A 6,610-nucleotide genomic window follows, 5' to 3' on the forward strand; every position below is an offset into this window, starting at 1 on the left:
TAATACCATGAAAAATACCATGCTCAGAAAAGGCTTAACAATATTTTGAAAAATTGCCTACTGAGCGCTGCCGCACAGCTCCATAGGCCGCTTTCCTGGCTTTGCTTCCAGATGTATGCTCTTCTGCTCCTGCAGCTAATGGATCACCGCAAACAGGTTACTCGCCTGGGGATTCCCTTTCGACCCGAGCATCCGTATGATACTCATGCACGATCTTCATTCGAGCAACGGAGTTCTCTGTGTCTTTTAGCACCTCTTCATCGCGGCCTGCGCAAGTATCGGTCGCTCGTTCCTGGGCAGTCCTTGTTTGTCTGTCCATCCTGCAATTCCTCATCGCCGTCGACGTCACCGTGGTCAACGTGGCGCTGCCCTCTATCGGCAACGATCTGGGCGTTGATGCGCGCGGCCTGACATGGGTCGTCGTTGGTTACACCATCACAGGCGGTGGTCTGTTGATGCTTGGTGGACGTCTGGGAGACGTCTTCGGCCGCCGCCGCCTTCTGCTCATCGGAACCGCGATCTTCGGAGCGGCCTCGCTGATGGCGGGCCTCGCGGAGACCTTTCCGCTACTCGTCGGTGCAAGGTTGTTGCAGGGTGTAGGGGAAGCCCTCGCCCTGCCCGCTGCGATGGCGACCATCGTCCTGTTGTTTCCCGAAGGGCGGGCGCGCACCCGCGCCCTGAGCGTCTGGGCTGCGGTTGCGAGCTGCGGTCTTGTGCTGGGGTTCGTGCTCTCGGGAATCATCACCGAGTATCTCGGTTGGCGATGGATCTTCCTCATCGCCGTTCCGTTCGTCCTGTTCGTGCTGATCGCTTCTGTCGCCCTGCTACCTCGAGACCGATCACAGGAGCGCGCACCGTTGGATATTCTCGGATCGATTCTGCTGACGAGCGCACCGCTGCTGTTCGCTTTCGGAGTGGTGGAGGCCGGGGACAGCAATGGGGATGTGCCCTGGTCATCAATCGCTGCCCTGGTGGGAGCGGCAGCCGCCGCTGCATTGTTCGTCAAGGTGGAACGCCGAGCCGCAAACCCACTGGTTCCGCTGACCTTCTTCCGCAACCGGACACGAGTGCGAGCAAATCTTGCGACTGCACTGTTGAGCGCGGCGCTCTCAACGTCCTTTCTGCTGTTCACGTTCTATCTACAGGATGGACTCGGTCTCTCTCCGCTGGAATCCGGATTGCTGCTCCTGCCACTTGCGGTGGCACTAGTCGTCGCCGTGACCGTCGTACCTCGCCTCTTGGGGCGCTGGGGAGCGCGTGCTTGCATCGTCGTGGGACTGAGTTCCGCAGGGGCAGGCATGATCGTGATCGCGGCAGCCGCGCAGCTCGAAGCCCCCGCTTGGCTACTAACCCCCGCGATGCTCTTCATCGCCGCAGGAATGGGTTTCGGCCTCGTTGGATTGCAGTACGCGGCCGTGACCGAGGTCACCGACGATGATGCCGGAGTCGCATCCGGCGTACAGCGAGCCGCAGACCAGCTCGGTGGATCCGCAGGTGTCACGGTCTACGTGGGCCTGGGCTTCGCGTCGGCCCTTCACGGTGTATCACCCTATGTGCTAAGTAGCGGCCTCGCGATCATCGGCCTCTGCCTTGCGACCGCCATTGTCCAACGAATCGTAATCGTGACGCAGGAACAACAGACGAGGACATGAGCGTGCCGTCGTAACCCGATCCCGAAGTTCCCGATGAGGTGCTCCGTGGCGACGCCCGGCGACTCGTCAGTCAGCCCCGACCGGTGGTCGCGGGGCGCGCCCTTTGTTGCGCGCACCGCGACCATTCACCGCCCTCTCGGTCCGGTGGCGTATGACTGCGTCAAGGTGGAGGTGCGGGCGCTGGACAGCGAAACCGCCCGCCTGCTGCACCAGCGGCTGTGTGGCTGGATCGACCCCGGCAAAACCGGCAAGGCTTCCATAGATACCTTGTGCGGCTATGTCTGGCCGTCAGAGGCCAGTGGTTCGACCATGCGCAAGCGCCGCCAGCGGGTGCGCGAGGCGTTGCCTATTAAGTCCTGTTATTAAACCAAATATTTGTTAAATAGTTCGGTGTAAGTGTCTTGATTTACATCGTCTTTATTCAAATTGATTTGAACACTCTCATAAATCCTTCTTAAGAAAACATACTGAATAAAATCATCTGCATAATTCTTAATTCGGGGCAGGTAATTCAGCTCTAAAGGAATGTAGTAGTCCATTTTTCTAAAGTTTTTCCCTGTTTTTTTGAAGTGATAACTGACCGCATCAACAAACAATCGTCCGATCTGGTGCCGATTCCCTTTGAAGACTCCGTAAAATTTCAGATCATCATAAAATGACTGCAACTTAGACATGCCAACGCTTTTGTCATTATTTGAAATAAGTGTATTTATAATTTCAACATAGCTTTTTTTAATCAGCTGCACGCTAGGCTCATCAAATCGCCAAGTCCATGTATAGTTTTTTGCACTTTTCTCCGTATCAGGATAATTCTTTGATTTCTTTTTTGAGTGTGAAAGGCGCACCAGTTCAACATTTTTCCCATTTCCAAACGCAACTTTTAAAAAGGGCTTTTGTAAAACAAATTTGAATTTTTCATGGTCATTAAAATATGTCTGAATCAATGAAATTTGTTCTTGTTCTTCTTCTCGATTCCACGTTGTTTCAACTTCTGATATTCGCTGTTTGACTATTTTCTTTAATTGCCCCTCGCTTTTAAGAGTGTTGTATTCATTGCTTTTTGGAGTTGTCACAAACAGCCAAAATTCCCATATATCTTGGTCATAACGCTTTTGAATAATTAAATCCGCAATAGGCTCATTTTTTTTATTTAAACGATAAGTCCTTTGTCGTGGGCTTAAATCTAAAGAATATTTTTGGCTGAGTTTTTTTATGAGTTTTTGGATTTTATCTGCAAACATCGTGTTATCAGATTCAATAGTAAAGTGACTATAGAAATACGCACCGTTTGCAACTTTATCTACAATTTTTTGCGCTGTATAACGACTGTTCGGGCTGTAATGAATCATTTTATTGTTACCAAGCAATATTTGTTCAATTGTCATCAAACAATATTCTAAAAAGTCCTATGTAATCAAGCAATATTTATTCTAACTAAAAGCTATATTTTATAATGCTTTCAACGATTTTGATTTTTTACCAATGCCAAAGGCATTGGTCGGACTTAATTGACACAATTTGTCATCGTGCAATCAAGTGGTTCCTAGGTGACGGAATTTACATCTGTTTTTGCTTGGTTTATAGTCGCAATATTCATTGACTTAAAGCAGTCTGACCAACTGCCTGACCATTTTCGTTTTAGCGATTTTGAGCAGGCAACAGCCTGCTTAAAGCCATGTTTTTTTAGATAGCGCACAATTCAGAACTAGCCATTTTGAGTTGACCGATTGAGCGTACTACTGGAGAAATCCCGTTCGGTACGATCTGATGGGCGCTAGGGAGTTGTAATACTCCTTTTCGATCCAATCCGTTGTAAACGGGGTTGGGCGACAAGGACACGGGAGCCTATAAACAATCGAATGATTGTGAAGTGGTCGTGAGGTTAGATATAGCCTGACTAGATACAATTTTTTTTGTATTGAAACCCTGTTTTAACGATTACCGTGAGACCCTGACAGGATGTTAAGGGTCACTAATAACGGCAATGTGTTGCGGCAAATGCACTCTAAGAGGGAAGCGCAGCTCATTGGCACAACTGATGGCGTTTGAGGTAACAGCAATGTTACAGGCTAGCTGAGGAGAAATCTGGAAGCAGCGGCACCACTGAGTGAGATCATCTCAAGCAAAGTGGGTCAACGGATAGCTTAAACAGTATACATCCGGAAGCATAAACCGGAGACACGTGTAGATTAAGAGCCATACGCTCAGATTTTGTCTCAAAGTCATATCCACCAAATCTAAGGAACCGCGTGGTGGGGAAAATGGAAGCACTGACAGACAAAAGAGCATTGGCGTTCAATTGCTAAGATCGTTAGAAATAACTTGGGAATCTCCATGCTTAGACATTGAGTTGTCACGGCAAGGCATGGAGAGGGAGAGAGGATGAGTAGGTCGTATAAGTTATGAAAATAACGAAGTCGATGCTGTATTAAACATTGCGAACTCACCAGTGGCGTGGCTGCTAAGGGTGGTAAAGGGAGTAGTGTTGTCGAAAATCCGAGTCGGTTTTATGTTGTTATCTAAAAAAGCGAAACATAGCTAAAAATGGTTTGGTCGCCATTGTTTGTTCTGATAGGTCGGGATTGGTCTCCCGATCTAAGTCAGGACTAAGCAAACGTTAATGAAAGAAAAGAAAATACGGCAGCATAGTCTTGTGTACTGCATGATTTTTTTCATAGTTTCAATTCTAACTAATTGAATATTTAACTAATTTAGAAAAATTAGCGGGAGTCCTCGTTAAGATGAGTTTTTTCCATTCTTTAGTATAAAGAACGACGTATTGTGATAATGACTTGGGTATTTGCCTACCCATGTTCTACTCGACAAACAACGTGAACTCTACGAAAGTGAGATATGACTCCCTCGGTTGCGGCAAAACAACTAAACGAGGTGAGTTCCTAAATCTCTCTATTTTGCTTTCTAAGGCACTTTAATTTACTTCATGTAGGTAATATCAAAAAAACACCTAAAGTAGCTAAAAACCCTTATTTTTTGCATTTAAACGGTATATTTAACGAGTGTCTACGAGTGACACAAAGAAAAGTTGAGCCTCGACCCTCTGAAAAACTGCTTTAAAAAAATAAAAAAGACAAAAGGAATTAAATCAAATGCTGGTATTTGCACCTAGACCGAGCGAAGCGAGCAAAAAAGCTCTATGAGCGAAGCGAATTCATAGCCGCTTTTGCTTTTTTGAATCCTCGAAAGCAGTCACCAAAAAACAGCCCCCAAGACCGAGTGAAACGAGGTCAAAATGCCACGAGCGAAGCGAGTGCCATAGGGCTGTTTTTCACTCCCCTGCTCCTTTTTATTCTTTTAAGAAGCTTTTAAATACTTTTAGCCCCCCCTCAAAGCCACGTGTAACATGGCTTTCAAACTTTAAAAAAGTACAAACGCCAAGTATTAAAGTACAAACGCCAAGTTAAACACTGTTTAAAAAGTACAAACGCCAAGTTTAAAAAGTACAAACGCCAAGTATTAAAGTACAAACCTATGTATGTACTTTAATTTGTAAAAAAGTATTGACTCAAACAATGTACTTAGTATAAAAACAAACCGATTTATTATTTTTGAGCTGTTTATATGGCTGTAGATCTAAAGAAACATTATCCGAAAGATTGGGTTGTCTTACAAAACCGAGTTGCTGAATGCTTTCGTGGAATGAGCCTTGATGAAAAACGTCTTTTTATCATGTCTACGCCGCTTGCTAGAACAACACAAATATCAAGTAATGAACCTATTTTTATCTCATCTCATGAATTTTCACGTGAGTGTAATGTCGATCTTTCAACCGCATACACAGCACTAGAAACAGCGTCAGAGCGTCTTTTTACCCGATTTTTCGGATATACAGCACAAAATGGGGATCGGGTGAAAATAAGATGGTTGAACAAGGTTGTTTATAAAGTAGGGCAAGGGGGTTCAGAACTCTACTTTACTGATGAAGTCCTTCTTCTTCTTAGGGAGTTTGATGCTTTAAATCCTTATACAAAATATAAAAAAGAGGTTGTATTACGGCTCCGGAAAGACTACTCACTAGACATCTATCACTTAGCTAAGAAACATCAGGTGATGGGCGGTTTTCAAATCAGCCTTAATGATCTTTTTGAACAGCTTGGCTTACCTGAGTCGTATCAAGATTTAAGTAATTTAAAAAAAAGGGTAATTAAACCCTCATTAGATGAAATTAATCAAAATACGGATATTAACCTCAGCTATGAGAATATAAAGCAGGGGCGTTCTGTAGTCGGCTTTAAGTTCACTGTAAAAGAGAAACCAAAACCTAAAACTCTAACGACACAAGCTCGGGACCCGAACACAATAGATATGTTCTGCGATTTAACAGATGCTCAAATCAGCAAATATAGTGCTATTTTAAGTCGTGTAAGTGACATATCTGACCTTTCTACATTCCCGACATACGATGCTTTTACTCTGTTTATTGCCGGTATTTTGAGAGACCCAAAATCAGTACGTGAAGAAACTGCAAAACGGATATTTACAGCATTGCGTAAACATACTGATTTCAAAGGGTAATACCTATTTTCTTTCAAAAAAATAGGTGATCAAAGCAAGTATTCCCAAGGCTTTTGAGATTATTAAATAATCATCACTAGGTACAATATCGACATAGTGAAATGCTGTTAGCATCAACCAAAAGCCTAGGAAAAAAAATATAAACTTAGACTTAAATAAATGAGGGAGTTTTTTAAATATTTCAGCAGTTTTTAAGGTTGCAATATTCATATTAAGTGGTCGCGCTGGGCTGGACGGTAACCGAGTTCGCGGCGGGCAAGTACGACATCACCCGGCCCAAGGCGGCAGGCTGACCCCCCCCACTCTATTGTAAACAAGACATTTTTATCTTTTATATTCAATGGCTTATTTTCCTGCTAATTGGTAATACCATGAAAAATACCATGCTCAGAAAAGGCTTAACAATATTTTGAAAAATTGCCTAC

Annotated in this window: 4 protein-coding genes and 2 pseudogenes; 4 read left to right on the top strand and 2 right to left on the bottom strand. The window is 44.7% G+C overall.

The annotated features are described in order from the left end of the window. Positions 1-239: 239 nt before the first annotated feature. Both FTV38_RS16245 and repC (FTV38_RS18195) read left to right on the top strand, forming a co-directional pair. A complete protein-coding gene (locus FTV38_RS16245; protein WP_199792616.1) occupies positions 240-1,652 on the top strand; it encodes an MFS transporter in 1,413 nt (470 codons plus the stop codon). A gap of 33 nt (positions 1,653-1,685) precedes the next feature. Then, a pseudogene (repC, locus tag FTV38_RS18195) lies at positions 1,686-2,000 on the top strand (replication protein C, IncQ-type); the annotation flags it as partial. 14 nt (positions 2,001-2,014) lie between these two features. Here the strand turns inward: repC (FTV38_RS18195) and FTV38_RS16255 are convergent. Then, the gene (locus FTV38_RS16255; RefSeq protein WP_247166083.1) at positions 2,015-3,037 is read right to left on the bottom strand and encodes a hypothetical protein; all 1,023 of its coding nucleotides are present in this window, start codon (positions 3,035-3,037) and stop codon (positions 2,015-2,017) included. A 2,194-nt stretch (positions 3,038-5,231) separates the two neighbouring features. Here FTV38_RS16255 and FTV38_RS16260 point away from each other — a divergent pair. Beyond that, positions 5,232-6,185 (top strand): replication initiation protein, encoded by a 954-nt coding sequence (locus tag FTV38_RS16260; protein WP_179991697.1) that lies wholly within the window; start codon positions 5,232-5,234, stop codon positions 6,183-6,185. 3 nt (positions 6,186-6,188) lie between these two features. Here FTV38_RS16260 and FTV38_RS16265 read toward each other — a convergent pair whose 3' ends face one another. Next, positions 6,189-6,395: a hypothetical protein gene (locus FTV38_RS16265; protein WP_179991696.1), complete on the bottom strand. Its 207-nt coding sequence runs from the start codon at positions 6,393-6,395 to the stop codon at positions 6,189-6,191. A 5-nt stretch (positions 6,396-6,400) separates the two neighbouring features. Here FTV38_RS16265 and repC (FTV38_RS18465) point away from each other — a divergent pair. Beyond that, positions 6,401-6,478, top strand: a pseudogene (gene repC / locus FTV38_RS18465) (replication protein C, IncQ-type); the annotation flags it as partial. Positions 6,479-6,610 lie beyond the last annotated feature (132 nt).

It is taken from the genome of Acinetobacter sp. YH16044 (assembly GCF_013417145.1).
Taxonomy (GTDB): domain Bacteria; phylum Pseudomonadota; class Gammaproteobacteria; order Pseudomonadales; family Moraxellaceae; genus Acinetobacter; species Acinetobacter amyesii.